The following is a 25,434-nucleotide window of genomic DNA, read 5'->3' as shown; positions in this document are numbered from 1 at the left end:
CCTTTTCCGTGAACGCGAAAGGGACGATCGTGCTACGGCTCCGCCTGGATCTGGCATACGACGGGACCGACTTCTCCGGATGGGCGAGGCAGCCCGGTCGCCGTACGGTCCAGGGTGAGATCGAGCTGGCGCTCACCAGGATCCTGCGCCTCGGCGAGCCCGCCGCGCTGACCGTGGCCGGGCGGACGGACGCGGGCGTGCACGCGCGCGGCCAGGTGGCGCACGTGGACGTGCCGGCCGCGTCTTTGTCCGAGCTCGACGGCAACCGCGGGCCGCTGGAACTCGATGAGCGGCTCTCTGCGCTCGTCCGGCGGCTGGGTGGCATTCTGCCGCTGGATGTACGCGTTCATCGGGTCTCGGTGGCTCCTGAGGGCTTTGACGCCCGTTTCTCCGCGATGTTCCGGCGGTACGCGTACCGGGTGTGCGACACGGCGGGCGGGGCCGATCCGCTGCGGCGGCACGAGGTGGTCTGGCACAGCCGTCCGCTGGACCTCGACGCCATGAACGAGGCGGCCCGGCGGCTGGTGGGCGAGCACGACTTCGCGGCGTTCTGCAAGAAGCGCGAGGGCGCGACGACGATCAGGGAACTGCAGCGCCTGGAGTGGACGCGCGAGGCGGACGGCGTGCTGGTCGCCGCCGTCGTGGCCGACGCGTTCTGCCACTCGATGGTCCGGGCGCTGGTGGGCTCACTGCTGGCCGCGGGCGACGGGCGGCGGCCGGTGGAGTGGCCCGGCCAGGTGCTGACGCGGGCCGTACGGGACTCCGGGGTGCACGTCGCGCCCGCGCACGGGCTGTGCCTGGAGGAGGTGGGCTACCCGGCGGCCGACGAACTCGCCGCCCGGGCCGCCGCCACCCGCCGGGTCCGCACGCTCTCAGCCCTTGGTGACGCGGCGCTCCAGGACGAGTGAGGTCTGGTCCCGGAACGCCCCGCTGACCTTGGCCAGCGTCTTGTCGCCGGCGTCCGGGGTGTGGCCGTCGGCGTGGGTGGCGTAGCTGAAGACGATGTACCTGCCCCACACCAGACCGGCCGCGTAGCCGCCGGCGATGGACACCCGCTCGCCGCCGCTTCCCTTCGCGCCGGGCAGCGCGCGGAACCAGACGTTGCGCGGAAGGTTCTTGGCCAGGTCGGTCTGGACGGCGTCCTCCTTGGTCGGCAGCACCGCGATGCCGGTGGTGACGGCGTAGCGGCGCTTGCTGTCGACGAAGGTGGCCCGGATGATCCGGCTGCACTTGCGCTCGCGCAGCGCGTCGGCGAACGCGCCGGTCGCCGCCTTGTCGCAGCTCGTCTCGGTGTCGGTCTTGACCCTGGTGAACGTCGTGCCGGCGGCGGAGACCTTCTTCTTCGGGAACGCCTCCGTCACGGACATCTTCTTCGGGTCGGTCTCCTCCGAGTTGAGCATGGACGCGCCCGGGACGTCGGCGGGCGGGCTGGTGGTCAGCTCCGTCGTGGGCAGCAGCGTGGGCGGGGCGGGGGTGGCGCCCGCGGTCGTGGCGGCCGGCGGGGCGGTGCTCAGCGCGCGGTAGGCGAAGAAGCCGCCGGTCGCGACGCCTGCCAGGGCCAGGGCGCCGAGGGTCACGAGCAGGGCGCGCTTGCTCTTGCCGCGGGCCGGGGGCGGTGGCGGTGGGATCTGGAACGGGGGCTGCCTGAACGCGCCGGGTGGGAAGGCGGGCGTGCCTTGGGGCGGGGTGGGGAGGTCGAGGGCGGTGCCGGGCCTCTTCGTCCACAGGTCCTGGTTGAAGGGCAGGTCGGGGAGTCTCTCCTGGGTGGGGGACGGGTCCGGGCGCAGCTCCGGTGAACGCCGGGGTTCGTCCTGCTCCGCTGGGTGGGTGGTCTGTGCAGGCGTGTCGGGAGCGTGGCCGGTTGCGCGTTGCGTCGCCGCGTCGGGCCTTTCGTCCGGGTGCCTGTCCTCCGGGCGCTTCTCCTCGGCGGGGGGCGCGGGGGGCCAGACGGGTACGTCGCCCGGCTCCGGGGGGCGGCCCGTCGGGTTGGTGGGGTGGGGCTCGACGTGGTGGGCCGTCCGCATCGGGCCGGTGGGCTCCTCGCGGGGGTCGGACGCGCGCATGCCCTGGGTCGGGGTGTCCAGGGCTGCCGGGTCGTTCTCGTCGTGCGGAGCGGCCGGGGTGGCGTGCTGCTGGACGGTGGCGGCGGCGTCGCGCTTGGCGGCCTCGGGGTCGAAGTAGTGGGCCGCCTTGGGGATGCCGCCCGGGCGGGTGGCATCGGGGTCGTACGAGCCGGCCTCGGGGGTGGGTGAACCGGCCTCGGGATCGTACGAGCCGGGCTCGGGGGTGAAACGTCCGGCGTCGGGGCCGGACTGTCCGGGCTTGGGGGTGAGACGTCCGGCGTCGGTGCCGGACTGTCCGGGCTCGGTGCCGAACCGTACGGCGTCAGGGGCGTCGTGTGGTGCGGTGTCCGGGGTGTCGAGGGCGTCGGCGGGATACGGCGGATGGCCGGGGGCGTACGGTGCGGCGTCCTGGTCGTACGGCGTTGCGGGGTCGTGGGGGAACGCCGGTGCGGTGGCGTTCGGGTCGGTGGGCACGCCGGTGGCGGAGGTGGCGGCCGCGGCGGTCGACGGGTGGACCGGCGGCGCTGTGGGGCGGCTGGTCGATGGGCCGGTCGGGGTGTCGGTCGGAGGGGTGGGGAACTGCGTGGGCTGGTGGCCGGCCGCTGCCGGGGGCCCAGGGTGACCGGCCTGGGGGGTGGGGAATCGAGCGGTGGGGTCGCCGAGGGACGGCTCGTCGGTGTCCGGCTCGGCCACGAGTTCGCCCGTGGCGGCGGGCCATGGAGGCATGGTGTGCGGGTCGGCGACCGGGGCGGGCCACACCTGAAGGCCCGCGGCGGCGGCTGTGAACGCCGGCGGCGGCTCCCACGGCGGCGCACCCGGCACGACCGGTCCCGGCTGCTCCCTCTGCGGAGTGCCCGGCACGACCGGCCCCGGCTGCTCCCTCTGCGGCGCGCCCGGTACGACCGGCCCTGGCTGCTCCCACTGCGGAGTGCCCGGCGCGGCCGACTGCCCCGGCCAGGCGGGAGGGTCTTCCTCCGGGGTGGCGGCCCACTGGCCGGGGTCAGGGGTCCAGGAGGTGTCATCCTCCGGTTGCGGACCCCGGGCGGGGTTGTTCCCGGGGCGCGGGCCCTGGCCGGCGTCGTCCTGGGGGTGCGGACCCCAGGTGGCGCCGTCCTCCGGCTGCGGGCCCATGGTGGGGTTGCCGCCTGGCTGTGGGCCCCGGCCGGCGTCGGTCTGGGGGTGCGGGGTCCAGGAGGCGTCGTGCCCACGTTGCGGGCCCCAGGTGGCTTCGGTGGCGTTTCTGGGGGTCCAGGCGGGTGTGTCGGCGGTGCCTGCGCTCGGCTCGGTCTCGCTGGACGGCTTCGGGCCCCATCCGGCTTCGGTGGGGGTGCCGAGGGGGCGTCCGGGGCCGGGGACGGCTCTGGGGGGCGAGGCGGCTTGGTCGGGAGCTTGGGGCGCCCAGGCGGGCCGGGCGGACGAGCGGGACGACTCGCCCGCAGCGTCGGAAACCTGGGGGGCCCAGGCGGGCCTCGTCGGGGCGTCAACAGCCCACTCGGGGGCATCGGCAACCCCTGCGGGGTCGGAAGCCGAGACGGGCGTTCCGGGCATCCGGGACGCGGACGCAGACGATCCCCAGCTGCCGGGGGCAGAGGTGGGGGCTTCGGGCGCTCCGGAGGCTCCCGGGACCGAAGTGCCGGGGATGCCGGATCCGGCGGCCGGGGGGCCTGACGGCACGGCTGGGGTGGAGGGAGCACCGGCTGAGGTGGGGGAAGCGGCCGCGGGGGTGTTCGGCGTGCCGGTCGGCCAAGGGCCGGTGTTTCTGCGGGGGGTACGGGGGGCGGCGACGGTGTCTTCGTCGACTCCCGGGCCCTGCGGAGCGCCGCCCGCCTCGGGAGGCGCGAAGGAGGCGCCGGCGGCGGGGACGGGTGCTCCGTAAGGGGGGTGAGGCCCAGGGACGTTGAAGGGGCCGGAGGCTTCGGAGGGGCCGCCCGCTCGGGGACCGGAGGTCTCGGGAAAGGCGCTGGACCCGGAGGAGCTCGGGGGTGCGGGAGCGGTGGTGCCGGGAAAGGCGCTGGACCCGGAGGAGCTCGGGGGTGGGGGAGCGGTGGTGTCGGGGGCGTCGTCGGCGAACCAGTCGTAGGGGGCCGAGTCGTCGCCGGCCACCTCCCACGGCTGTACGCCGGTGGACGCCTCCGCGGGCTCCGGTGGAATGCCGCCTGGAACCCGCGCCTCGTCGCCGCTCGGTTCACCTGACGGAGAGAACGCCGACGGGACGCCGCTGCCGATGCGGCCGAAACTCGGCGGTGGCATCGGCGATGCGGTCGTACGGTCGGCTTCCCTGCGATCGTGCTCGGACCCGGGTTCCTGGCCACGCATAGGGCGAGCCTAGCGAGAGTAGCGAGATCGTTATGTCGGTATGGGGGTTCCCCGCGGGATCCGCCGTCCTCTTTGGGGGGTTATCGGGCAGGATGCCGGTTCAGCTGAGGGCGCTTCCCGTCATCGAACGGTTGTCCAGAGCCTTGAAGACGGTCGCGTCGCTGAGGTCTTTGATGGCTTCGAGGATGCGCTTCGATTCCTTCTTGTCCGGCTTGCTGCCGTCCTTGTTCTGGAACCACACCATGATCGCGTAGTGGCCGTGGGTCGAGATCTTGGCGCCGCCGCTGCCCGAGCCGAGCATCTTGGTGACGCTGTCCTTGCCGGCCAGCGGCTTGACGTAGTTGCTCGCGTCGCCGACCTTGGCCACCTTGCTGGCGGTGCCGCTCGTCTTGAGGTTGGCCACGCCGATCGTGCCGATCACCTTGCCGGACTTGTCGCGGAAGCTGGCCCGGAGGAGCTGGGTGCACTTGCCCGACTTGAGCGCCTTCTGGAGCTTGTCGCCCAGGGCGCCGTCGGTGCACTTCTTGTCCTTGCTGGTGACCGTCATCTCGTACGAGCGCCCCGAGACGTTGATCTTCTTGGTCGAGCCGAAGATCTCCTTGACCGTGATCGGGTCGGGGTCGGTCTTGCGCTCGGCCGCGAAGCCGTACTTGCCCGGCGGGGCCGAGGGGAGCGGCGCGGAGGTCCTGGTGGGGGCGCCGGCCGCAGCGGTGCTGGGACCGTCGGCGTTCCACATCAGCGCCAGGCCGCCGCCGAGCAGGCCCAGCAGCAGGACGCCGCCGATCGCGAACCACAGCGGGGCGCGCGAGCGCCGGCCCTCGTCGTAGGGACTCCAGCCGACCCGGCTCTGCTGCGGCTGCTGCGGCTGCGGCGACTGCTCGGACTGCCCCGCCTGCCCTGACTGTCCCGGCTGCCCCGACTGCGTCGACTGCTCGGACTGCGACGAATACGGCGGCTGGCCGAACGATCCCGACTGGCCGAACGATCCGGACTGACCGGACGACCCCGACTGACCGAACGATCCGGACTGGCCGGACGACCCCGACTGACCGAACGATCCGGACTGACCGAACGGCCCCGGCTGGCCGGGCTGCTCGGGCGGCAGGAACTGGCCGGTGCGGCCGGACTGCGGCGGCTGCGAAGGCCCGGGGAAAGGGGACTGCGAGGACGGCGGCGGGAACGGAGACTGCTGAGTGGTCTCGCTCTCGGCGGCGCGCTCCCTGCGCGAACGGCGGGGACCGCTGTCCGTGCCACGTTCCTCATTGCCGTTGGAAACCATGCGGAGACATTACCGTGATGTTCGTCATTGAGTTCCGAAGTCCTGGGTCCACCATGGGCCGTCCGGTCCGGCGGCGACGCCGACGCCGATGGCCTTGAGGGTGCAGTCCAGGATGTTCCTGCGGTGGTCGCGGCTGTCCAGCCAGCCGCGTACGGCCTGCTCGGGCGTGCTGTAGCCGTTGCCGATGTTCTCGGCGGCGCCCCAGTGGTAGCCGGCGCGGTCCATGCGGTCCCAGGGGGAGGCGCCGTCGGGGGAGTTGTGGGCGAGCTGCCCGGTGCGCGCCATCTCCAGCGAGTGCTCGCGCGCCGAGCGTCCCAGCCTGCCGTCCACCCGCAGCGGCCCGCAGCCGTGCTCGGCGCGGGCGGCGTTGGTGAGCGTGACGACCCGGGCGGCCATGCCGGGGATCACCTTGGCCTGGTCGCCGCCGCCGGTGAACACCTGGGTGGGGTCGTCGTCGGCGTCGAAGCCGGCGATCTGCCCCTCGGGGGTCCTGGCGGGCCTGGGGGTGGACCTGCCGCGCGGCGTCCTGACCGTGCTGGCCTGGCGCGGGATGCGGTCCAGCTCGGGCTGGGCCTTCTGGCCGGCGGTGGGGGCGGGACGCGCGGTGGCCGCGGCCGGCGGGGCGGTCTCGTTGAGGTAGATGTGGGCGGTGGGCTCGACGTCGTCGGACAGCCGGCCGAGCAGCACGCCGGTGAACAGCGCGGCCATCAGGCAGGCCAGCACGCCCAGGCTGTTCCGGCGCCGCGCGCCCCGCTGGGTTTGCCGGGTGTGAGAGTTCCGCCACATACCGCAGCTAACGATAGAGATGTCGGGTACTGCGAAAGAAGGGATCCCAGGGAAACGAAATGGAACCGTTCTGCTGTCAGGTAGACTCGTGCAGGGTTACCGGTCTTTTGACCTGCGCGCCTGTAGGCGGGTAACCTAATCGTTCGTTGTGTGCATAGGTCCAGCGTGACCGATGCGCGGCGCGTCCGGCGTCATCTCCCATCGTCAAGCCCATCGGGCTCGGGAGACGGAAGGTCCGGGCTGCCGTGTGCCCGCACCGACCGACCCATGTAGCTGTCGCATCCGACAGCGCCGAAGACGCGAGCAAAAGAAGGCTACGACCGTGCGCACGTACTCACCGAAGCCCGCCGACGTCCAGCGTCAGTGGTACGTCATCGACGCGACCGATGTCGTGCTGGGCCGGCTGGCCAGCCACGTCGCGAACCTGCTCCGCGGCAAGCACAAGCCGATCTTCGCCAACCACGTCGACACCGGTGACTTCGTCATCGTCATCAACGCCGACAAGATTGCGCTGAGCGGTAACAAGCGTGAGCAGAAGAAGGCGTACCGTCACTCGGGCTACCCGGGCGGTCTGCGTTCCGTCACCTATGGCGAGCTCATGGACAAGCGGCCGGAGAAGGCCGTCGAGAAGGCCGTCAAGGGCATGCTGCCGAAGAACTCCCTCGGCCGGAAGATGGCCAAGAAGCTGAAGGTCTACGCGGGTTCCGACCACCCGCACCAGGCTCAGCAGCCGGTGCAGTTCCAGATCACCCAGATCGCCCAGTAGTAGTTCGAAAGAGTTAGAGGAGAACCGTGGCTGAGCCCACCGGTGTCGAGACGGTCGTCGAGACCGAGCTGGAGGAATTCTCCGGCGAGGACTTCCCGTCCGAGTACACCACCGAGTCCGCTGCCAGCGCTGACGCGCCCGTGCGCAAGCCCGTCACCACGGGTAACTCGTACGGCACCGGTCGCCGCAAGGAGGCGATCGCCCGCGTGCGCATCGTCCCCGGCACCGGCAAGTGGACGATCAACGGTCGTTCGCTGGACGTCTACTTCCCGAACAAGGTCCACCAGCAGATCGTCAACGAGCCCTTCGTGGTGCTCGGCGCCGAAGAGGCGTTCGACGTCATCGCGCGCATCGACGGCGGCGGCGTCACCGGCCAGGCCGGCGCGCTGCGCATGGGCCTGTCCCGCGCCCTGGCGATCCTGGACGTCGACGTCAACCGCCCGCCGCTGAAGAAGGCCGGCTTCCTCACCCGTGACGCCCGCGCCACGGAGCGGAAGAAGTACGGCCTCAAGAAGGCCCGCAAGGCTCCGCAGTACAGCAAGCGCTAAATTGGCGCGCCTTTTCGGCACCGACGGGGTCCGTGGGGTCGCTGGTCGCGACCTCACGGCCGAGCTCGCCATGGACCTGTCCGTGGCGGCCGCCCATGTACTCGGTGATGCGGGCGCGTTCGCGGCCACGGGACGTCGTCCCGTGGCCGTCGTGGGCCGGGACCCGCGAGCCTCCGGGGAGTTCCTGGAGGCCGCAGTGGTCGCCGGCCTCGCGGCGTCCGGAGTGGATGTGCTGCGCCTCGGCGTGCTGCCCACCCCGGCCGTCGCCCATCTCACCGCCGCGCTCGGCGCCGACCTCGGCGTCATGCTGTCCGCCTCGCACAACGCGGCGCCGGACAACGGCATCAAGTTCCTGGCCAGGGGCGGCTTCAAGCTGTCCGACGCGGTTGAGGACGAGATCGAGCGCCGGCTCGGTGAGAGCTGGTCCTTCCCCGTCGGTTCGGGGGTCGGCCGCGTGCGCGACGCGTACGGCGAGGCCGACCGCTACATCTCGCACGTCCTGACCACGATGACCGCCGCGCTCGACGGCCTGCACGTCGTGGTCGACTGCGCGCACGGCGCTGCCCACATGGTCGCGCCCGAGGCGCTGGTGCGGGCGGGCGCCCGGGTCGAGGCCATCGGCGCCAGACCCGACGGGCTCAACATCAACGCCGGGCACGGCTCCACCCACCTGGACAAGCTCCAGCAGGTGGTCGTGTCCAGGGGCGCCGATCTCGGCGTGGCCTACGACGGCGACGCCGACCGCTGCCTGGCGGTCGACCACACCGGCACGGTCGTCGACGGCGACCAGATCATGGCGGTGCTCGCCGCCGCCATGCACGGCGACGGCCTGCTGTCCAAGGACACCGTGGTCGCCACCGTCATGTCCAACCTGGGCTTCAAGCTGGCGATGCGCGAGGCCGGCATCACCGTGATCGAGACCGCGGTCGGCGACCGTTACGTCCTCGAACGCATGAAGTCCGACGGGTTCAACCTGGGCGGCGAGCAGTCCGGTCACGTCATCATGCTCGACCACGCCACCACGGGCGACGGCCTGCTCACCTCGCTGCACCTGCTGGGCGTGGTGGCCAAGTCGGGCGTCCCGCTGAAGGAGCTGGCCTCGGTGATGACCCCGCTGCCGCAGATCCTGATCAACGTCAAGGACGTCGACAAGGGCAAGGCGTCGGTGCCCGAGCTCATCGCCGCCGTGGCCGAGGCCGAGGCGGAGCTGGGGGAGACCGGCCGGGTGCTGATCCGGCCGAGCGGCACCGAGCCCATGATCCGGGTGATGGTGGAGGCCGCCTCCGAGGAGCACGCCAACCAGGTGGCCGGCCGCCTGGCCGACGTGGTCCGTACGGCCTGCGCCTCCTGACGCGCCTGGGCGGGTACGGCCTCGTGCCGTACCCGCCGGGCCGTCACTCGTCGCCGGTGAGGGCGAACACGCGCAGCCTGCGGCCGGCCCAGAAGACCGCGCCCACGGTCACGACGACCAGCGCCGGCACGGCGAAGCCGATCGCGACCTTCGACTCCAGGAACGGCGAGTCGGAGATCTGGTCGGCGATGGACGCGGCCCACGCCTGGATCGAGTACCTGCCCGCCGCCGGGATGAGGTTGACCACGGTGACCTCCCAGACGAGGGCGTAGATGACGCCGATCGTGACCGCGTGCTTGGTCACGACCCCGAGGACCAGGAAGAGCGCGGCGTAGGCGATGCCGGCGACCAGTGCGCCGAGGGCGAAGCCGGCCGCGATGCCGTCCTCGCCGCCCACCAGGATCCAGGCCGCCACGTACGTCGGCAGGGCCCCGAACACGGCCATGAGCGAGGCCGCCACCCCGAACTTGGTCAGGGCGATCACGGGCCTGGAGATGGGCTTGGACATCAGGTGGATGACGGTGCCGTCGTCGATCTCCGGCGCGATGACGCCCGTGCCCGCGATGACCCCCAGCAAGGGCAGCATGGCCTGGACGGCGAACTTCTGCATCAGGTCCACGGCCAGTTTCTGGTCGGCGCCGGTCGCCACGCGCAGCAGCACGGCCAGGGCGATCAGGGCCAGCGGGAGCAGCAGGAGCAGGATGATGCGGCGACGCCCGAGCAGTGAGCGGTACGTGATGCCCGCGACCACGGTGTTCATTCAGGTGCTCCTGTTGATCAGGTAGGCGAAGACGCTCTCCAGGTCCTCGTCGGCGGGGGAGACCTGGTGCAGGCGCACACCCTCGTCGCGGGCGACGCGCGGGAGCAGCCGGGCGAAGCGCCGCAACTCCGTCGCCTGGACCTCCAGGCCGTCGGGGCGCAGCGTGATGCCGCCGGCCGACTCGTCGCGGATCAGGGCCGCGGCGAGCTTCCTGTCGTCGCTGGAACGGATGACGAACAGGTGGGGCCTGTCGGTCATCAGGCGCCTGATCTCGCGGAAGTTGCCCGAGGCCGCGTGCCGGCCCGACACCAGGACCTCGATGTGCTGGGCGACCCGCTCGACCTCCTCCAGGATGTGCGAGCTGAACAGGATCGTCTTGCCCGCGGTGCCCATGGCGCGGATGAGGTCCATCAGGTGGAGGCGCTGGCGCGGGTCCATGCCGTTGAACGGCTCGTCGAGCAGCAGCACGGCCGGGTCGTGGACGAGGGCGGCGGCCACCTTGACCCGCTGGCGCATGCCCTTGGAGTACGTCTCCACCCGGCGGTCCTTCGGCTCCTCCATCTCGACCGTGGCCAGGGCCTTGCGGGCGGCCTCGACGGGGTCGGGGAGGCCGTGCAGGCGGGCGGCGGACAGGACGAACTGCCAGCCGGTGAGGAAGCCGTACACGCCCTCGCGTTCCGGGACCAGACCGATATTTCGATAGATGTGGTGGTTTTTCCAGACCTGAGTGCCGTCCAGCGTGACCGAGCCGCCGGACGGCGCCAGGAACCCGGCCATCATGTGCAGCAACGTCGACTTGCCCGCGCCGTTGGGGCCGAGCAGGCCGGTGACGCCGGGGCCGATCGTCATGGTCACGTCGTTGACCGCCACCACGTTGCCGTACCAGCGGGACACCTGGGAGAGCTCGATCTTCATCGCGAGGCCGCCTTCCTGTAGCGCAGCGCGAGAGCTCCCAGGCCGACGCCGATCAGCACCACCAGGATCGCCGCCGAGGCGGGACCGTTCGGGTACGGGCCGTCGGCGTGGGACGGAGTGCCGAACAGCCACGACTGCACGGAGTCGACCAGCCAGAAGGGGTTCATCAACCAGGCCCAGGGCGCCGACGACTCGTTGCCGGTGCTGAGCATCGTGCCGTAGAGCAGCGGCACGGACGCCGAGGACAGCAGGTAGACCGTCATCACCGAGGCCACCCCGAGCCCGCGCCGCGGCGTGAACGAGGCGAGGGCCAGGCCGAATGCCGACAGCAGCAGCGCCAGCACCAGCGCCATGAGCAGCGCGCCGACGTACTCGCCGGTGGCGGGCGGCCCCGGCATGTCCACGACCAGCTCGCCGATCCACAGCAGCGTCAGCGGCCCGGCGACCAGCAGGAACAGCGCGGTGGTCATCGCGATCACCTTGGCCGCCACGTACTGGAAGACCGAGATCGGCCGCGACAGGTACAGGGGCAGCACGCGGTGGCGCAGGTCGGGGGCGACGACCGTGGGGGCCTGGGAGGCCAGGAAGATGGCCACCACGGCCTGCATGAGCACCGCGAACCCGCTGTAGGGGATGCCGCGCTGCTTGGCCAGCGCCATGAGCGCGATCGACACCACCATCGGCAGCAGCATGATGACGACCAGCGCGAACGGCACGATCTTGCTGCGCGCCGGACGGCCGAGGCCGAAGATGCCGCGCAGGCTGTGGACGGTGAGCGCGCGGGTGGCGTACGCGCCGCCCATGCGGGGGCCGTCGTAGTGCCGGTAGCCGATGTCGTAGATCTCAGACATTGGCCGCCTCCTCCCTGAAGACGTCCTCGATGCGGTGGCGTCCCTGTTCGAGGCGGATCAGGCACAGGTCGAGGTCGACGGCGGCGTCGCGGACGGCGTCGTAGGTCTCGGGCCCGAGCACCTTGACCACCAGTAGGCGGCCCTGCTGGGAGACGGTCTGGCCGGTCTCGGTCAGGCGGCGGGCCAGGGGCTCCAGGCCGTCCTCGACCTCGACCGTGATCGTCTGGGTGGCCTGGGTGAACTCCGAGATCGCCGACGAGCGCAGCAGCCGGCCGCCGTCGATGACGATCACGTGGTCGCAGACGCGTTCCAGCTCGCCCAGCAGGTGGGAGGTGACCAGCACGCTGATGCCGAACTCGGTGCCGATGCGCCTGATCAGCGTCAGCATCTCGTCGCGGCCGCGCGGGTCGAGCCCGTTGGTGGGCTCGTCGAGGAAGACGAGCTTGGGGTCGTGCACGAGAGCCTGGGCCAGCTTGACCCGCTGCTTCATGCCGGTGGAGTAGCCGCCGATCGGGCGGTAGCGCTCTTCGGCCAGGCCCACGTGGCGCAGCACGTCGGCGGCGCGTTCGCGGGCGGCCGTGCGCGGCAGCCCGGAGATCCTGGCGAGGTGGACGACCAGCTCGGTCGCGGAGACGTCGGGAGGGAGGCATTCGTGCTCGGGCATGTAGCCGACGAGCCGGCGGATCTCGGCGCCCTGCGCGGTGACGTCGAGGTCGAGCACCCGCGCGGCGCCCTGGCTGGGCGGCAGCAGGCCGAGCAGCATCTTGATCAGTGTCGACTTGCCCGCGCCGTTCGCCCCCACCAGCCCGGTGACGCCGGATCCCACGGTCACCGTGAGCCCGTCGACCGCGGTGACGGTGGGGAAACGTTTGGTCAGCCCCTCGGTGGCGAGGATGTGCATGTGGCGGACCCTACCGGGCGCGGGGTGGGCCTGGCCTCGTTCACACGGATGAACGCTGTCCTACTTGAGGCCAGAATTTCCGCTGGACCAACAGCGTGGCGGTGCCCGAGATGACCATGCCGAGGATGTTCACCGCGAGCTGCGAGACCGACCCCGCGACCTCCGCCCAGTCGCCGAGCCCCAGCGCGACGGCGAGGTAGCCGGCCGCCGGGACGGTGGTGACCGAGATGAACACGCCGATCAGGGCCGAGGACTTGCCCGCCGTCACAGACAGGACGCCCGCCGCCCCCGCCAGCAGCGCCACGATGAACGACCACTTGTCCGGCTTGACGATGAACTGCACCTCCGCGTTCACCTTCAGGTTGCCGAGGTCGATCCAGCCCAGCCAGTTGGAGACCAGCGCGCAGGCGAAGGTGATGGCGATGGCGACGGTGAAGCCGATGACCAGCGTCCGCAGAGCGGTGGTGATCAGGCGTCCGCGCCGGCCCAGCAGGCCGAAGCAGATCGCGGCGATCGCGCCGAACTCCGGGCCGAGCACCATCGCGCCGACGATCAGGATGGGCGAGTTCTGCAGCACGCCGATGCCCGCGAGCTGCGTCGCGATGGCCAGGAAGGCCAGGTAGGCCCAGGTGATGCGGGACTCGCTGGAGACCTTGTGGGCCAGCTCCTCCCACACCACCGCGTCGTCGGGATCGCCGGGCGCCTCCTCGACTGCCGCCGTGGCGGCCCTGGACAACGACAGGTCCACCTGCTCGATGGCGATCGAGCCGACGTCCTCCACCCACTTGAGCCTGCTGATCACCTCGTTGGCCGCCTCGCGGGCGGCGTCGCAGAGGACGACGTCGCCCGCCGGCTCGCGGGCCGCCCCGGGCAGCACGATGACGTTGGTGACGCCCGTGCACCCCTGCAACAGCGCGACGGCCTCGTCGGTGCGGTCGGCAGGGGTGATCAGTCGCAGATGCAGCACCCCGCCATTGTCGTCCATCGGACATTGACGTCGTGTTGACCGCCGTACGCGAGGCTGCCTCACATGACTCGCTTCAGATGCCACGATCATGGTGAGGACTGCTGGTTCGCCGACATCGACGACCAGGAGTGCGCGGGCCGGTTCGCCGCCTATGTCTTCGACGAGGTGTTCAGGTCCGGCGAAGCCGTACCCGCCTGACCGCGTGGTCGGCGCCCTTCTGCAGGACGAGGTCGGCGCGTCCCCTGGTGGGGGCGATGTTCTCGACCAGGTTGCGCTCGTTGATGTCGCGCCAGACGTTGACCGCGAAGTCCGTGGCCTGCTCGTAGGTGAGCTCGGCGATGTACTTGAAGTAGGACTTCGGGTCCTCGAAGGCCGTGCGGCGCAGCTTGTGGAACCGCTCGACGTACCAGGTGCGGATGTCCTCGACCTTGGCGTCCACGTAGATGGAGAAGTCGAAGTAGTCGTTGACGGCCAGGGACGTGGGCGGGGCCGGCTGGAGCACGTTCAGCCCCTCGATGATCAGGATGTCTGGATTTTTCACAACCTGGCGAGCACCGGGGACGATGTCGTACTCCAGATGGCTGTAGACCGGCGCGTACACCTCGGGCGCGCCCGCCTTGACCTCCGCCACGAACCTGACCAGCGCGCGCCGGTCGTAGCTCTCCGGGAAGCCCTTGCGCTGCATGATGCCCTTGGCCTCCAGCACCGCGTTGGGGTAGAGGAAGCTGTCGGTGGTGATCAGCTCCACGTGCGGGTGCTCGGGCCAGCGGGCCAGCAGGGTGTGCAGCAGCCGCGCCGTGGTCGACTTGCCGACCGCGACGCTCCCGGCGATGCCCAGGATGTACGGCACGCGCGCCCCCGCGTCGCCGAGGAAGGCGCTCAGCACGCTGCTGCGCTGCCTGGACCCGGTGAAGTGCAGGTTGAGCAGCCGGGTCAGGGGGAGATAGATGTCGGTGACCTCGGTGAGGTCGATGGGGTCATCGACGCCGCGCAGGTCTTCCAGCTCGTCTGCGGTGAGAGTCAAGGGCGTGTTCTTGCGGAGCTCGCTCCACTGCTCCCTGCTCAGTTCCACGTAGCCGTTGTTCACCTAGGCAGCGTAGCGATGGGGGACAAATGCGATCATGGGCGGGTACGGCGCGGCGTCGTCCACAGCCTGTGGACAAAAACGTGGGATTACCAAAGCATGATTCCGGGAAGAAAGACCGGTCCCGACGATCCGGGCGTGCCGGAACCGGCGGGCGGCTACTGTTCCGGACGTAGCCTCCCGGGAGGTCTTGTGGATCGCCGTCGCTTCCTCGCCAACGCCCTGGCCGTGGCCGGGCCCTTCGCCGGGGTCGCCTGCGCCGGGGCCAGGGGCGGCGTGCGGCCCGCCGTCGGCTACGGGCCGCTGCGCCCGGTCGCCGACCTGCGCGACGGCAAGGTGCGCCTGCACCTCCCCGACGGTTTCCGGTACCGCTCGTTCAGCGCCGCGGGCGAGCGGTTCACCGACGGCTCCACCGTCCCGGGCAGGCACGACGGCATGGCGGCCTTCAGCGGCCCCAAGGGCAGCACGTTCCTCGTCCGCAATCACGAGGTCACCGGTCCGGTCGGCGCGTTCGGCGACAAGGACACCGCCTACGACCCGGCCGCCGGCGGCGGCACCTCGACCCTGCACGTCACCCGCCACGGCGAGGTGATCAGCAGCGGTCCCTCGCTCAACGGCACCATGACCAACTGCTCCGGCGGCCCCATGCCGTGGCGGGCCTGGGTGAGCTGCGAGGAGACGGTCAACGGCCCCGACGTGGGCGACGACCCGTCCGGAAGCGACAACAGCAAGCTCAAGCGCAGGCACGGCTACCTGTTCGAGGTGCCGGTCAGCGGGGTCGCGAGCGCGCGGCCGATCAGGTCGGCCGGCCGCTTCCCGCACGAATCGGCCGCCTTCGACCCCGCCACCGGAGCCGTCTACCTCACCGAGGACAACTTCTCCTTCCCCTCCGGCTTCTACCGCTACCTGCCGCCCAAGCACCCGATGCGGGAGGGCCGGCTGCTCGACGGCGGCCGGCTGCAGATGCTCGCCGTCGTCGGCGCCGACCGCGCCGACCTGTCGCGTGGGCAGCGGGCGGGGGCCTCCTACGCCACGCGCTGGGTGCACATCGACGAGCCCGACCCCCGCTTCACCGGCAGGCCGCCCTACGAGGAGGCCGTCCAGGCGGTGGGCCGGCAGGGACGCGCGGGCGGCGCGGCGATCTTCGCCAGGCTGGAGGGCGCGGTCTTCCACCAGGGCGTGGTGTACTTCGTCTCCACCCAGGGCGGGGCCACCGCGCCGGGCGACCGGCCGCCTCCCGGGTTCGGCGACGGGCGGGGCCAGGTGTGGGCGTACGAGACGTGGAGCGGGCGGCTGCGGCTGGTCTACGAGTCGCCCCGCTCGTCGGCGCTCGACCTGCCCGACAACGTGACCGTCAGCCGGCGCGGCACGCTGGTGCTCTGCGAGGACGGCGACGGCGACAACTTCCTGCGCGGCCTCACCAGGACGGGCGAGATCTTCGACTTCTGCCGCCTCCAGCCGATCCCCGGCGACCCGGGCGCCGAGTTCGCCGGCTCGACGTTCGGGCCGGGCGGCCAGACGCTTTATGTCAACGTCCAGGCCGTCCAGGGGCGGTCGTTCGCCATCTGGGGGCCGTGGGAGCGCGGCCTGTTCTGAGTAGCCTGGGACGATGATCCTGGGTATCGGAGTGGACATCGTCGACATCGCCCGCTTCGAGGCGGCTCTCGAACGTACACCGCAGCTGCGCGAGCGGCTGTTCACCGACCTCGAAAGGCCGCTGCCGGCGCACTCGCTGGCCGCCAGGTTCGCCGCCAAGGAGGCCGTGGCCAAGGCGCTCGGCGCGCCCAGGGGGCTCGGGCACCTGGAGGCCGAGGTGCGCTGCGACGAGCTGGGCAAGCCCGAGCTGCACGTGTCGGGCAAGGTCGCCGAGGTCGCCTACGGCCTCGGGGTCAAGCGCTGGCACCTGTCGCTCAGCCATGACGGGGGCGTCGCCGTGGCCTACGTGATCGCGGAGGGATAGTTTCGGATCATGCGCGCGCGGCGGCGCCGTCGCGTGGAGCGGCAGCTGGAGCGGAGCGACCGGAGCGGGGGAAGGCGGCATATGGCGACCGAGCAGCCGAACGGAGTGAGGCCATGAAGACCGCCTACACCGCCGACCAGATCCGGGACGCCGAGCGCACGCTGATGGCGCGCCTGCCCGCGGGCACCCTCATGCAGCGGGCCGCCCACGGCCTCGCCGCCGTCTGCGCCGACCTGCTGGGCCGGGTCTACGGCGCTCGCGTCGTGCTGCTGGTCGGCAGCGGCGACAACGGCGGTGACGCCCTCTACGCCGGCGAGCGCCTGGCCCGCCGGGGAGCCAGGGTCGAGGCGGTCCTGGCCGGCGCCAGGACGCACGAGGGCGGCCTGCGCGCCTTCCTCGACGCGGGAGGCCGCGTGGCCGGATCCTCAGCCGTCCAGGACGTCCACGACGCCGACCTGATCGTGGACGGGCTGGTCGGCATCGGGGCCACGGGGGCGCTGCGCGAGCCGTACGCCCGGCTGGCCGAGGAGGCGAACGCGGCCCACGGCACGGTCGTCGCGGTCGACGTGCCGAGCGGCGTCGAGGCGAGCACCGGGCGGGTCGCGGGCGCGGCGGTGCGGGCGCGGGTGACGGTGACGATGGGGGCGTACAAGACGGGGCTGCTGGTCGATCCCGGCGCCGCGCACACGGGCCGGGTCGAGCTGGTGGACATCGGGCTCGGCCCCTTCCTGCCCGACCCCGACGTCGCGGCGCTGACCCGGGCGGACGTGGAGGACCTGCTGCCCAGGCCCGGCAACGAGTCCGACAAATACCGCAGGGGCGTGCTCGGGGTGGCCGCGGGCAGCGACCAGTACACCGGCGCGGCCGTGCTGGCCGTGGGCGGCGCGCTGCGGGCGGGCGCGGGCCTGGTCCGCTACGCGGGCACCCACGAGCCGGTCCAGCAGGTGCGCGCCCACTGGCCGGAAGCGGTGATCACGCCGCTCGACCGGCCGTCCGTCGAGGACGTGGGCCGCGTCCAGGCGTGGCTGCTCGGCCCGGGGCTCGGCACCGGCGACTGGGCGCACGAGCTGGCCGCCCGCGTGCTGGCCTCGGACGTCCCGGTGCTGATCGACGCCGACGGGCTCACGCTGGTGGCCCGCGACCGGTCGTTGCTGCGCAGGCGGGCGCCCGTGCTGATCACGCCGCACGCGGGCGAGCTGTCGCGGCTGATCGGCGTGAGCCGCGACGACATCGAGGCCGCCCGGCTGGAGCACGCTCGCCGCGCCGCGGCCGAGCTGGGCGTGACCGTGCTGCTCAAGGGCTCGACCACGGTGGTGGCCGAGGAGGCCAGGCCGGTCCGGGTCAACGAGACCGGCACGTCGTGGCTGGCCACCGGGGGCACCGGCGACGTGTTGTCGGGCGTGGCGGGCGCGCTGCTGGCGCAGGGGCTGTGCTGTTACGACGCGGGCTCGGCCGGCGCGTACGTGCACGGGCTGGCCGGCCGGCTGGCCGCCCGCGGCGCCCCGCTCACCGCGGCCGGGGTGGCGGCGGCCGTCCCGGAGGCCATCCGGTCCGTCCACGGCGAACCTCGTCCCTGAGACCATCCGGTCCGTCCACGGCGAACCACGTCCCTGAGGCCATCAGCTCCGTCCACGGCGAACCTCGTCCCCGGGCGGTGCGAACCGCGCTCGACCACCCGTCTGAGCTGCCACACTGGAGAGATGTACTCCTCGATGGCCACCCCCGCCGAGGCGCGGGTCGACCTGTCCGCCATCCGGCACAACGTGGCCCTGCTCAAGGAGCGGGCGGGCGGCGCCGAGTTGATGGGGGCCGTCAAGGCCGACGCCTACGGCCACGGGCTGGTCCCCTCGGCGAGGGCCGTCCTCGAGGGCGGCGCGTCCAGGCTGGGCACGGCCTTCGTCGCCGAGGCGCTGGCGCTGCGCGAGGGCGGCGTCACCGCGCCCGTCCTGGCCTGGCTGATCACCCCCGGCGAGCCCCTCGACCGGGCCGTGGCCCAGGACATCGAGCTGTCGGCCGCTCACGAGGGCCTGCTCGACGAGATCGCGGCCGCCGCCCGCCGCGTGGGCCGTCCGGCCAAGCTGCACCTGGAGGCCGACACCGGCATGAGCAGGGGCGGCGCGCCGCTGGCCGCCTGGCCGGGCCTGCTGAGCAGGGCGCTCGAGCTGCGGGCGGAGGGCGTCGTCGAGATCGTCGGCCTGTGGTCCCACTTCGCCTGCGCCGACCTGCCCGGCCATCCGTCGGTCGATCAGCAGCTGGAGGCGTTCGAGAGCGCGCTGAAGCAGGCCGAGCAGGCGGGCGCCGCCGGGTCGTCGGTGATCAGGCACCTGGCCAACTCGGCCGCCGTGCTGACCCTGCCGGCCGCCCGCTTCGACCTGGTCAGGACGGGCATCGCCATGTACGGGCTGAGCCCCGTCCCCGAGCTGGGCGACTTCGGGCTGCGTCCGGCCATGACCCTGACGGCCAGGATCGCGCTCGTCAAGCGCGTCCCTCAGGAGTCGGGCGTCTCCTACGGTCACCTCTACGTCACCGACCACGAGACCACCCTCGGCCTCGTGCCGCTCGGCTACGCCGACGGCATACTCCGGCACGCGTCGGGAAGAGCCGAGGTGCTGGCGGGCGGGCGCCGCCGGAAAGTGGCGGGCCGGGTGTGCATGGACCAGTTCGTGATCGACGTCGGCGACGACCCCTTGTCGCCGGGCGACGAGGTGGTCCTGTTCGGTCCCGGCGACGGGGGCGAGCCGACTGCCCAGGAATGGGCGGATACCCTCGGCACGATCACGCATGAGATCGTGACCAGGATCGGTTCCCGGGTGCCGCGGGTCCACCAGCATGTGACGGCGGGCACTCCGGAGCGGCCATGAGCGGAGAAGGATCGGGGACATGACGACGACAACACGGCGGCGCAGGGTCGGAATCGCCGGCGCGATCGTCGGAGCGGCGTCGGCCGGTGTCGCGGCGGCGGCTCTGGCCAAGCGCTACGCGGTCGGCCGGATCAGGCTGCGGCCCGACGAGGAGGCCAGCGAGCCGTTCGGCGAGCTGCGCGGCAGGGAGCGCACGCTCGTCACCTCCGACGGGGTGGCGCTCCACGTCGAGATCGACGGCCCCGAGGACGCGCCGCTGACGATCGTGATGTGCCACGGCTACTGCCTCAACCTCGAATCGTGGCACTACCAGCGCAAGGAGCTGCGCGAGAACCACCGCCTGGTGTTGTGGGACATCCGCTCCCACGGCCGCTCGCAGCGCGGCACGGCCGACGACAGCACGATCGACCGGCTGGGCCAGGACCTCGCCGAGGTGATCGAGGAGTTCGTGCCCGGCCCGTGCGTGGTGGTCGGCCACTCGATGGGCGGCATGACGATCATGGCGCTCGCCGACAGCCACCCTGAGCTGTTCGGCGACAAGATCCGGGCGGTCGCCCTCATCGCGACCTCGGCGGGCAAGCTGGCCGAGCTGACGCTGGGGCTGCCGGCGATGGTGTCCAAGGCCGTGCACAAGGTCGCGCCGTCCACCGTGTCGCTGCTGGGCAGGAAGGGCTCGCTGATCGACAAGACCCGGCACGCGGGCAGCGACATCGCGTTCCTGATCACCCGCTACATGGGCTTCGGCGACTCCGCGAACGTGAGCCCGACCGTGGTCGACTTCGCCGAGTCGATGATCAGGCAGACCCCCACCGAGGTGTTCGCCGCCTTCTACCCGGCCCTGATGAACCACGACAAGTTGTCCGCGCTGCACGTCCTCGACCCGGTCCCGACCGCCATCGTCTACGGCGAGCGCGACTGGCTGACCCCGCCCGACCACAGCAGGGCCATCGCGGCGGCGCTGCCCAAGGCGCAGGTCACCGAGATCCCCGACACCTCCCACCTGATCCAGCTGGAGCGCCCGGGGATCGTCAACGACGCGCTGCGCGACCTGATCAAGCGAGTGGAGTTGTAGTGCGACTGGCGACAGCGGAGGACATGCGGGCCTACGGCGCCCGCCTGGCGGCCCACCTGCGGCCCGGCGACCTGATCGTGTTGTCCGGCCCGCTCGGCGCGGGCAAGACCACGCTCGTCCAGGGCATCGCCGAGGGGCTCAAGGTGCGCGGGCCGATCACCTCGCCCACCTTCGTGATCGCCAGGGTGCACCCGTCGCTGCGGCAGGGCCCGCCCCTGGTGCACGTCGACGCCTACCGGCTCGGCGGCGACCTGGAGGTCGACGACCTCGACCTCGACGCCTCGCTGGAGGAGTCGGTCACCGTGGTCGAGTGGGGCGAGGGCCTGGTCGAGGGGCTGGCCGAAGACCGGCTGGAGATCCACATCGACCGGGAGACCGGCGACGACGCCCGCCTGGTGACCTTGCGCGGGGTGGGCGAGCGGTGGGCCGACACGCCGTCTGATCCGGCCTAAGGCTAAAACGTCCGTCAATTTCCGGCAAAGCTGTCACCCTTGACGTATCTGGCCGAAGACATAAATCATGATCGTTGGTCAGGGATTCGCCCAGAATTTCTGGGTATCAGGAGGGGCGACATCCACATTTTTGGTGGATGCTGGGTGCAAGACGGCAAAGTGGGGTGCGGCGGTGCTCAGGGTCAGGCGAGTCGCGTACGCGGGTGCCATCATGGTGGTCGGGCTGACCGGGTGTGCGGCCTCGGCCGAGACCACACCGACAGGCACACCGACGGCCACAGCCACGACGTCCACCACTGCAACTGCGACGACCACGGCCACGACCACCGCGACCGCCCCGCCGCCCACCAAGAGGCCGAGCATCGCGGTCCAGGTCAACCCCGACCGGGTCACCGCGGGGGAGACGTCCAAGGTGTGGATCCTGGCCAACTGCCCGCTGCCGTCCGGCGGCCCGGCCCACACCGGCACCGCGACCTCGCGGGCGTTCCTCAACGGCGTCCCGCTCAACCCCGTGCCGGCCGGGTCGGCCACGCCGGCCACGACCGGCAGCCCGGCGAACGGCTCGCCCTGGGTCCGGGGCGAGGCGACGGTCTCCGGCACGGTCAAGCGCGGCTCGTACACCGTCGACGTCAAGTGCGACGGCACCAACGACGTCGGCAAGGCCACGCTCAAGGTGGTCAGGGCCGAGGCCGATCCGACCGGCGTGCCCACCAAGGCGCCCAAGGCGGGCGGCGGCGGCACCTTCGGCCGTGACGTCGACGACGAGTCCTCGATCCCGCTGGGCCCGGCCGGCGCGCTGGTGGCCCTGGTCCTCGTCGGCGGCGCGGTCGTGATGGTCAAGCGGCGCAGCCGGGCTTGACCGATGGCACGTCCAGGACGGGTGGTGCTCGCGGGCGCCGTCACGGGCCTGCTGCTGGTCGCCTTCGGCAAGAGCATGCAGAACTCCTCCACCCCGGCGGCGAGCGTGGTGCCCAAGAGCATCGACATCCCGTCGCTCGACCTTGAGGCCCCGCTGATGAAGCTCGGGCTGAGCAAGGACGGCGAGGTCGAGCTGCCGCCGTACGAGAAGCCGAAGGTGGCCGGCTGGTACAGCGGCAGCGCGGTGCCCGGCGAGAAGGGCGCCTCGGTGATCATCGGCCACGTGGACACCAAGACCGCCCCCGCCGTGTTCTACAAGCTCAGGCAGTTGCGCAAGGGCGAGACCGTCAAGGTGGAACGCAGCGACGGCAAGGTCGTCAGCTTCAAGGTGGACGCCATCGAGCAGGTCTCCAAGGACCACTTCCCGGCCCGGCGGGTGTACGTCGACGACGGGCTCAAACTCGTGACCTGCGGCGGTAAGTTCGACTACGCCAGAGGCGAATATGTCGACAACATCATCGTCTACGCGTCCCGAGCCTGATCATGGAACGATGAGCACTGACCACAACCCGCCGGCGTCCGGCGCCCGCGTGCCCTGGCCAGAGGTCCACCCGCTGGTGCGCGAGGCGGTCGAGGGCTTCCTCGGCGGCCGCGTCGTGGCGGCCGTCACCCAGGAGGGCGGCTTCTCCCCGGCGGCCGCGGTGCGCGTGCGCACCGAGGACGGCCGGCGCGCGTTCGTCAAGGCCGTCGGCCCCGAGCCCAACCCCGACAGCGTGCGCATCTACCGCTCCGAGCTCAGGAACGCCGCCGCGCTCCCCGAGTCGGTCCCCGCGCCGAAGCTGCTGACGGCGTTCGAGCTGGAGGGCTGGGTCGCCCTGGTCTTCGAGGACGTCGAGGCCGTGCACCCCGCGATGCCGTGGCGGCGCGACGAGCTCGACCGGGTGTTCACGGCACTGAAGGAGATGTCCGCCGCGCTCACCCCGTCGCCGATCGAGGCTCCCACGGTCGGCGAGGTCATGGGCGACTCCTTCCAGGGCTGGCGCAAACTGCTCGGCGAGGACACCGCCGGGCTCGACCCGTGGGCGCTGCGCCACCTGCCCGAGCTGGCCGAGCTGGAGTCCGGCTGGGAGACGGCGGCGGCCGGCGACACCCTCGTCCACGCCGACCTGCGGGCCGACAACATCCTGCTCACGCCCGACCGCGTCTACGTGGTCGACTGGCCGTGGGCCTGCCTGGCCGCGCCCTGGTACGACCAGGTGGCCATGCTGCCGTCGGTCGGCATGCAGGGCGGTCCCGCCCCCCATGAGCTGTTCGACGATCCCGACCCGGCGGTCACCGCGGTCGTCGCGGCCCAGACCGGCTACTTCGTCCGGAACGGCCGGCTGCCCGATCCGCCCGGCCTGCCCACGCTCAGGGCGTTCCAGCGGGCGCAGGGAGTGGTCGCGCTGGAGTGGCTGAAACGGCGTACCGGCTGGGTCTGACCCGTCCGGCGGGTAGGCTAAACAGTCGTGCTGGTCCTGGCCTTTGATACCGCGACGCCCGCCGTCACCGCCGCCCTCCACGACGGCGAGCGGGTGCTCGCCGAGTCCACAACGATCGACGCCCGCCGCCACGGCGAGCTGCTCGTCCCCACCATCGAACGCGTGCTGACCGAGTCGGGCGCCGCCCTGCGCGACGTGACGGCCGTCGTCGCGGGCAGCGGCCCCGGGCCCTACACGGGCCTGCGCGTCGGGCTGATGACCGCCCAGGGGCTCGCGACGACGCTCTCCGTGCCCGCGTACGGCATCTGCACCCTCGACGCGGTCGCCTACGGCAGCGGGCTCGGCGAGCCGTTCCTGGTCGCCACCGACGCCCGGCGCAAGGAGGTGTTCTGGGCGCGTTACCAGGACATGCGCACCCGTGCCGACGGCCCGTTCGTCGACCGGCCCGCCGAGGTGCCCGTCGAGGGCCTGCCGGTCGTGGGCGCCGGCGCCGGGCTCTACCCCGACGTCCTGGGCCGCCACGACGCCCCGCCCTACCCCTACGCGGGCGCGCTGGCCGCGCTGGCCGCCGAGCGGCTGGCCGCGGGCGTCCCGCTCGACCCGCCGCGGCCCATCTACCTGCGCAGGCCCGACGCCGTGGTGCCGGGCGCGCCCAAGAGGGTGACGGCGTGAGACTGCGGCCGATGACCGAGGCCGACCTGCCCGCGGTCATGGCGATCGAGCGGGCCACGTTCCCGCTCGACGCGTGGAGCGAGGGCATGATGCGCGGCGAGCTGGCCGACATGCCGCGTTCGCGCCACTACGTGGTGGCCCTGGCCGACGACGAGATCGTCGGCTACAGCGGCATCGCGGTCGCGGCCGACCAGGCCGACGTGCAGACCATCGCCGTGCTGGAGAAGCACCAGGGCACCGGCATCGGCAGCGCGATGCTGACCGAGCTGCTGGCCGAGGCGCGGCGCAGGGGCGCGCGCGAGATCTTCCTGGAGGTACGCGCCGACAACCCGCGCGCCCAGGCCGTCTACCGGCATTTCGAGTTCGAGGAGATCGGCACCCGCCGCCGCTACTACGACGACGGCACCGACGCGATCATGATGAGAAGGAAGCTGGATGGCTGACGCACCCCTGGTCCTGGGCATCGAGACGTCGTGCGACGAGACCGGCATCGGCATCGTCAGAGGCCACACGCTCCTCGCCAACACCATCGCCTCCAGCATGGACGAGCACGCCAGATACGGCGGCGTGGTGCCCGAGGTCGCCTCCCGCGCCCACCTGGAGGCCATGACGCCCACGGTCGAGGCGGCGCTGGCCGAGGCGGGGCTCAAGTTCTCCGACATCGACGCCATCGCCGTCACCGCCGGGCCGGGCCTGGCCGGGGCGCTGCTGGTGGGCGTGGCCGCCGCCAAGTCGTACGCGCTGGGGCTGGGCGTGCCGCTCTACGGCGTCAACCACCTGGCCGCCCACGTGGCCGTCGACCAGCTCGAACACGGGCCGCTGCCCAAGCCGTGCATCGCCATGCTGGTCTCCGGCGGCCACTCCTCGCTGCTGCTGGTGCCCGACGTGGCCGAAGACGTCATCTCGCTCGGCTCGACCGTCGACGACGCGGCCGGCGAGGCGTTCGACAAGGTGGCCCGGGTGCTCGGGCTGCCCTTCCCCGGCGGCCCGCACATCGACCGGGCCGCCCGCGAGGGCTCCGGCACGGCCGTGACCTTCCCCCGCGGCAAGATCGACGACGGCACGCTCGACTTCTCCTTCTCCGGGCTCAAGACCGCCGTCGCCCGCTGGGTCGAGGCGCGCGAGGCGTCCGGGCAGTCGATCCACGTGCCCGACGTGGCCGCCTCCTTCCAGGAGGCCGTGGTCGACGTGCTGACCCGCAAGGCGTTGCAGGCGTGCAAGAAGTACGACGTGCACGACCTGCTGATCGGCGGCGGCGTGGCGGCCAACTCGCGGCTGCGGGCGCTGGCCCAGGAGCGCTGCGACGCGGCGGGCGTGCGGCTGCGGGTGCCCCGGCCGGGGTTGTGCACCGACAACGGGGCCATGGTCGCCGCCCTGGGCTCCGACCTGGTGGCGGCGGGGGTCACCCCCTCGACGCTGGAGATCCCGGCGGACTCGTCGCTGCCGATCACGACGGTCCACGTCTGAGCCCCCGGCGGGACCGGCGGCCTG

The 25,434-nt window shown here is 72.1% G+C and carries 26 protein-coding genes; 17 read left to right on the top strand and 9 right to left on the bottom strand.

The window, feature by feature from the left end:
* Positions 1 to 29: 29 nt before the first annotated feature.
* Complete coding sequence (gene truA, locus ACFYYW_RS10790; RefSeq protein WP_387647257.1) at positions 30 to 908, top strand: tRNA pseudouridine(38-40) synthase TruA; 879 nt, start codon at positions 30 to 32, stop codon at positions 906 to 908.
* On the opposite strand, the gene ACFYYW_RS10785 is transcribed toward truA, so the two are convergent.
* The 3 genes from ACFYYW_RS10785 to ACFYYW_RS10775 form a co-directional block, all read right to left on the bottom strand.
* Positions 873 to 3,194 carry a hypothetical protein gene (locus ACFYYW_RS10785; RefSeq protein ID WP_387647254.1) on the bottom strand — a complete coding sequence of 774 codons (2,322 nt, stop codon included), beginning with the start codon at positions 3,192 to 3,194 and terminating at the stop codon, positions 873 to 875. The two genes, truA and ACFYYW_RS10785, sit on opposite strands and share 36 nt — an antisense overlap.
* A gap of 1,285 nt (positions 3,195 to 4,479) precedes the next feature.
* Positions 4,480 to 5,658: a hypothetical protein gene (locus ACFYYW_RS10780; RefSeq protein WP_387647252.1), complete on the bottom strand. Its 1,179-nt coding sequence runs from the start codon at positions 5,656 to 5,658 to the stop codon at positions 4,480 to 4,482.
* 24 nt (positions 5,659 to 5,682) lie between these two features.
* On the bottom strand, positions 5,683 to 6,444 hold the full coding sequence (locus tag ACFYYW_RS10775) for a CAP domain-containing protein (RefSeq protein ID WP_352328321.1): 762 nt from the start codon (positions 6,442 to 6,444) through the stop codon (positions 5,683 to 5,685).
* A 322-nt stretch (positions 6,445 to 6,766) separates the two neighbouring features.
* Here ACFYYW_RS10775 and rplM point away from each other — a divergent pair, with 322 nt between their 5' ends.
* The 3 genes from rplM to glmM are packed head-to-tail and all read left to right on the top strand — an operon-like array spanning position 6,767 to position 9,109.
* Positions 6,767 to 7,210: a 50S ribosomal protein L13 gene (rplM, locus tag ACFYYW_RS10770; RefSeq protein WP_352328322.1), complete on the top strand. Its 444-nt coding sequence runs from the start codon at positions 6,767 to 6,769 to the stop codon at positions 7,208 to 7,210.
* A 26-nt stretch (positions 7,211 to 7,236) separates the two neighbouring features.
* Positions 7,237 to 7,758, top strand: a complete 522-nt coding sequence (gene rpsI, locus ACFYYW_RS10765) for a 30S ribosomal protein S9 (protein WP_125644639.1) — start codon at positions 7,237 to 7,239, stop codon at positions 7,756 to 7,758.
* 1 nt (position 7,759) lies between these two features.
* Positions 7,760 to 9,109 (top strand): phosphoglucosamine mutase, encoded by a 1,350-nt coding sequence (glmM, locus tag ACFYYW_RS10760; protein ID WP_364389329.1) that lies wholly within the window; start codon positions 7,760 to 7,762, stop codon positions 9,107 to 9,109.
* A gap of 43 nt (positions 9,110 to 9,152) precedes the next feature.
* Here glmM and ACFYYW_RS10755 read toward each other — a convergent pair whose 3' ends face one another.
* The 5 genes from ACFYYW_RS10755 to ACFYYW_RS10735 are packed head-to-tail and all read right to left on the bottom strand — an operon-like array spanning position 9,153 to position 13,503.
* Complete coding sequence (locus tag ACFYYW_RS10755) at positions 9,153 to 9,869, bottom strand: ABC transporter permease subunit (RefSeq protein WP_352318650.1); 717 nt, start codon at positions 9,867 to 9,869, stop codon at positions 9,153 to 9,155.
* Positions 9,870 to 10,784, bottom strand: a complete 915-nt coding sequence (locus ACFYYW_RS10750) for an ABC transporter ATP-binding protein (protein ID WP_352362865.1) — start codon at positions 10,782 to 10,784, stop codon at positions 9,870 to 9,872. It abuts the gene before it with no gap.
* Positions 10,781 to 11,635 carry an ABC transporter permease gene (locus ACFYYW_RS10745; RefSeq protein WP_387647246.1) on the bottom strand — a complete coding sequence of 285 codons (855 nt, stop codon included), beginning with the start codon at positions 11,633 to 11,635 and terminating at the stop codon, positions 10,781 to 10,783. Before ACFYYW_RS10745 ends, ACFYYW_RS10750 begins: the two co-directional genes overlap by 4 nt.
* Entirely contained in the window at positions 11,628 to 12,536 is a 909-nt protein-coding gene (locus ACFYYW_RS10740; protein WP_352318655.1) for an ABC transporter ATP-binding protein, read from the bottom strand. Before ACFYYW_RS10740 ends, ACFYYW_RS10745 begins: the two co-directional genes overlap by 8 nt.
* Before the next feature lie 40 nt (positions 12,537 to 12,576).
* Complete coding sequence (locus ACFYYW_RS10735; protein WP_352318656.1) at positions 12,577 to 13,503, bottom strand: DUF389 domain-containing protein; 927 nt, start codon at positions 13,501 to 13,503, stop codon at positions 12,577 to 12,579.
* 63 nt (positions 13,504 to 13,566) lie between these two features.
* On the opposite strand from ACFYYW_RS10735, the gene ACFYYW_RS10730 reads away from it, so the two are divergent.
* A complete protein-coding gene (locus tag ACFYYW_RS10730) occupies positions 13,567 to 13,701 on the top strand; it encodes a hypothetical protein (RefSeq protein WP_352318657.1) in 135 nt (44 codons plus the stop codon).
* Here ACFYYW_RS10730 and coaA read toward each other — a convergent pair.
* Positions 13,673 to 14,575, bottom strand: coding sequence for a type I pantothenate kinase (coaA, locus tag ACFYYW_RS10725; RefSeq protein WP_352318785.1), 903 nt, complete (start codon positions 14,573 to 14,575; stop codon positions 13,673 to 13,675). The genes ACFYYW_RS10730 and coaA overlap by 29 nt on opposite strands.
* A 204-nt stretch (positions 14,576 to 14,779) precedes the next feature.
* On the opposite strand from coaA, the gene ACFYYW_RS10720 reads away from it, so the two are divergent.
* The 12 genes from ACFYYW_RS10720 to tsaD all read left to right on the top strand — a co-directional run bounded on the left by ACFYYW_RS10720 (position 14,780) and on the right by tsaD (position 25,410).
* Complete coding sequence (locus ACFYYW_RS10720; RefSeq protein ID WP_387647242.1) at positions 14,780 to 16,183, top strand: PhoX family protein; 1,404 nt, start codon at positions 14,780 to 14,782, stop codon at positions 16,181 to 16,183.
* Between the two features lie 13 nt (positions 16,184 to 16,196).
* Positions 16,197 to 16,547: a holo-ACP synthase gene (locus tag ACFYYW_RS10715; protein ID WP_352318661.1), complete on the top strand. Its 351-nt coding sequence runs from the start codon at positions 16,197 to 16,199 to the stop codon at positions 16,545 to 16,547.
* 113 nt (positions 16,548 to 16,660) lie between these two features.
* Complete coding sequence (locus ACFYYW_RS10710) at positions 16,661 to 18,124, top strand: NAD(P)H-hydrate dehydratase (protein ID WP_387647239.1); 1,464 nt, start codon at positions 16,661 to 16,663, stop codon at positions 18,122 to 18,124.
* Positions 18,125 to 18,259: 135 nt separating this feature from the next.
* On the top strand, positions 18,260 to 19,408 hold the full coding sequence (gene alr / locus ACFYYW_RS10705; protein ID WP_352318787.1) for an alanine racemase: 1,149 nt from the start codon (positions 18,260 to 18,262) through the stop codon (positions 19,406 to 19,408).
* Positions 19,409 to 19,427: 19 nt separating this feature from the next.
* Positions 19,428 to 20,480 carry an alpha/beta hydrolase gene (locus ACFYYW_RS10700; RefSeq protein ID WP_352318664.1) on the top strand — a complete coding sequence of 351 codons (1,053 nt, stop codon included), beginning with the start codon at positions 19,428 to 19,430 and terminating at the stop codon, positions 20,478 to 20,480.
* On the top strand, positions 20,480 to 20,932 hold the full coding sequence (gene tsaE / locus ACFYYW_RS10695) for a tRNA (adenosine(37)-N6)-threonylcarbamoyltransferase complex ATPase subunit type 1 TsaE (protein WP_364415230.1): 453 nt from the start codon (positions 20,480 to 20,482) through the stop codon (positions 20,930 to 20,932). Before ACFYYW_RS10700 ends, tsaE begins: the two co-directional genes overlap by 1 nt.
* Before the next feature lie 211 nt (positions 20,933 to 21,143).
* Entirely contained in the window at positions 21,144 to 21,791 is a 648-nt protein-coding gene (locus ACFYYW_RS10690) for a hypothetical protein (RefSeq protein ID WP_387647234.1), read from the top strand.
* A gap of 3 nt (positions 21,792 to 21,794) precedes the next feature.
* On the top strand, positions 21,795 to 22,331 hold the full coding sequence (locus tag ACFYYW_RS10685; RefSeq protein WP_358282161.1) for a class F sortase: 537 nt from the start codon (positions 21,795 to 21,797) through the stop codon (positions 22,329 to 22,331).
* A gap of 10 nt (positions 22,332 to 22,341) precedes the next feature.
* Positions 22,342 to 23,271: a phosphotransferase gene (locus tag ACFYYW_RS10680; RefSeq protein ID WP_387647231.1), complete on the top strand. Its 930-nt coding sequence runs from the start codon at positions 22,342 to 22,344 to the stop codon at positions 23,269 to 23,271.
* Between the two features lie 27 nt (positions 23,272 to 23,298).
* A complete protein-coding gene (tsaB, locus tag ACFYYW_RS10675; protein WP_352318674.1) occupies positions 23,299 to 23,943 on the top strand; it encodes a tRNA (adenosine(37)-N6)-threonylcarbamoyltransferase complex dimerization subunit type 1 TsaB in 645 nt (214 codons plus the stop codon).
* 11 nt (positions 23,944 to 23,954) lie between these two features.
* A complete protein-coding gene (gene rimI / locus ACFYYW_RS10670) occupies positions 23,955 to 24,386 on the top strand; it encodes a ribosomal protein S18-alanine N-acetyltransferase (protein ID WP_352318789.1) in 432 nt (143 codons plus the stop codon).
* Positions 24,379 to 25,410, top strand: a complete 1,032-nt coding sequence (gene tsaD, locus ACFYYW_RS10665; protein WP_352318676.1) for a tRNA (adenosine(37)-N6)-threonylcarbamoyltransferase complex transferase subunit TsaD — start codon at positions 24,379 to 24,381, stop codon at positions 25,408 to 25,410. The genes rimI and tsaD overlap by 8 nt, the downstream gene beginning before the upstream one ends.
* Positions 25,411 to 25,434 lie beyond the last annotated feature (24 nt).

This window comes from Nonomuraea sp. NPDC001831, from assembly GCF_042892035.1.
In the GTDB taxonomy this organism is placed as follows: domain Bacteria; phylum Actinomycetota; class Actinomycetes; order Streptosporangiales; family Streptosporangiaceae; genus Nonomuraea.
Note: the sequence above shows the minus strand (reverse complement) of the source record. Positions and strands in the feature narration are given on the sequence as shown.